Here is a 1,636-nt window from a genome sequence, read left to right as displayed (position 1 = left end):
GATGTGCTGCTGGAACTTTTTTACCGTTTGTCGGAAAGGTAGAAAGTAAAATACCCTCAGTTTTAATCCATTCTGGGCTATTGCTGTTAAAAACGGGTATTGTATTCAATTTGCCTGGTAGAGGTCGAACTTCTCCTGGTTGCACGATTTCTTGGGGTGCTGGCTTTGGTGAAGTTTGAGCGATCGCTGAATTATCTTTATGAGTTGTGCATCCAAAGGTTTGAGTTATGGCAAGCCCTAATATAAGTATGAATACAGATGATGGTAAGGGAGAGAGCATAAATTTGATCGTAAATCAAGCTGTGGTGTTAAAGATAACAAGTTCTTACTACAAGTTCCCGTAAGCAAATTTCTGAGAATGCGTTCGCTGTTTGTAGCATTTGCTATTTCACACTCACGTTTCACCTCTACCACTCCCCCTCTGCTATCAATGTTTATAAATTATTTATAAGCATTATGTATCCTGTACTGGATGTTGCCCATAATATGGCAAAGCCTCTGACCAATTAGGAAATTTGCCTTCTTGCCAATCGAGATTAGCTAATTCCAAAATACTTGTCACCGTCGCTGCTAATCCAGATTGAGCTTGAATCAACTGATAATTAGTGTTCCAATTCGCTAAAGTTTCCTGCCATGCTTCTGGTGTCAACACTCTATCTGATAAACACACTATTAGTTTAGAAGCATCTGGCTGAAATTGATAAATCGCAGCAAAAATTTGACCTCGTTGTGCTGGCATTTCCACAGCAATAGTTTTGGGATTTTGACTTTTGCCTGCTTCTGCCCAAGCTACCGCAGCCAAAGTTGAAATCGCAAACACGGGGATATCTAACTGTTGCCCCAAAGTACGAGCAGTAACAACGCCAATTCGAGTTCCTGTAAAGCCGCCAGGCCCTTTTGCAACTGCGATAAAGGACAAATCTGCCCAAGCTTGCGGTTTGATAAATTCAATTAAATATTGATGCACTAAACTAGATAAATCACGCCCTAAATTCCAAATTTGAGAGCGAGTATCGCCTGCAAAATTACTAATTACCAAACCTAATTCTGGTGTGGTGGTATGCAGTGCTAAAGCGTATTTATTTATTGCAAGGTCTTTTAGTTCCGTTGTCAAAGTTATTTAAAATATCTATTTTTATAGAGTTAACGTTATTTATTTAAGCATATAACATAGCGGTTCTTAATTAAATAAACTACGAGCAAAAGTCTCAGGGCAAAGGTTTTGCTGTTTCAAAAAAATCAGAATGCCATCGCTTTCCTGACATCTCCTCCCCATACCATGAATTAGCGATCGTTGAAGAACAAAATCTCATTACAGCAGAAATCATGTATTTGAACCACATCTGACGTAGGGGCACAGCATTGCTGTGCCCCTACCGCATGATCTACTTACCTGAAAATAGCTGTAAGATACACCAATCATTTTCTATCAAGTCGGCACTAATTCACCAGGACGCAACTTCGACCATTTACCCGTTTCTCGCTTAAAGCTCAGACAACCAACAACATCCCATTCCATTTCAATTACATCATCTTTAGTCCGAATGTTGACATTGATAGAAGGTTCATTCGGATCAAAGTTCGGTGTTTCAGTCAAGTGAGGCTGTTGGTGCTGCCCTTCTACGGCATGATAGGT

3 protein-coding genes are annotated in these 1,636 nt (G+C 40.0%); all 3 read right to left on the bottom strand.

The genetic code is table 11. The features are described from left to right. Positions 1 to 280: DUF3370 family protein (locus tag VE944_RS00050; protein ID WP_324970679.1), on the bottom strand; the 280-nt coding region annotated here is incomplete at its 3' end. 174 nt (positions 281 to 454) lie between these two features. Then, positions 455 to 1,114, bottom strand: a complete 660-nt coding sequence (gene tsaB, locus VE944_RS00045; RefSeq protein WP_324970677.1) for a tRNA (adenosine(37)-N6)-threonylcarbamoyltransferase complex dimerization subunit type 1 TsaB — start codon at positions 1,112 to 1,114, stop codon at positions 455 to 457. Between the two features lie 315 nt (positions 1,115 to 1,429). Next, the coding region (locus VE944_RS00040) for a Ycf34 family protein (RefSeq protein ID WP_324970675.1) at positions 1,430 to 1,636 on the bottom strand (207 nt) is incomplete at its 5' end.

Source organism: Nostoc sp. (assembly GCF_035638895.1).
In the GTDB taxonomy this organism is placed as follows: domain Bacteria; phylum Cyanobacteriota; class Cyanobacteriia; order Cyanobacteriales; family Nostocaceae; genus Nostoc.
Note: the sequence above shows the minus strand (reverse complement) of the source record. Positions and strands in the feature narration are given on the sequence as shown.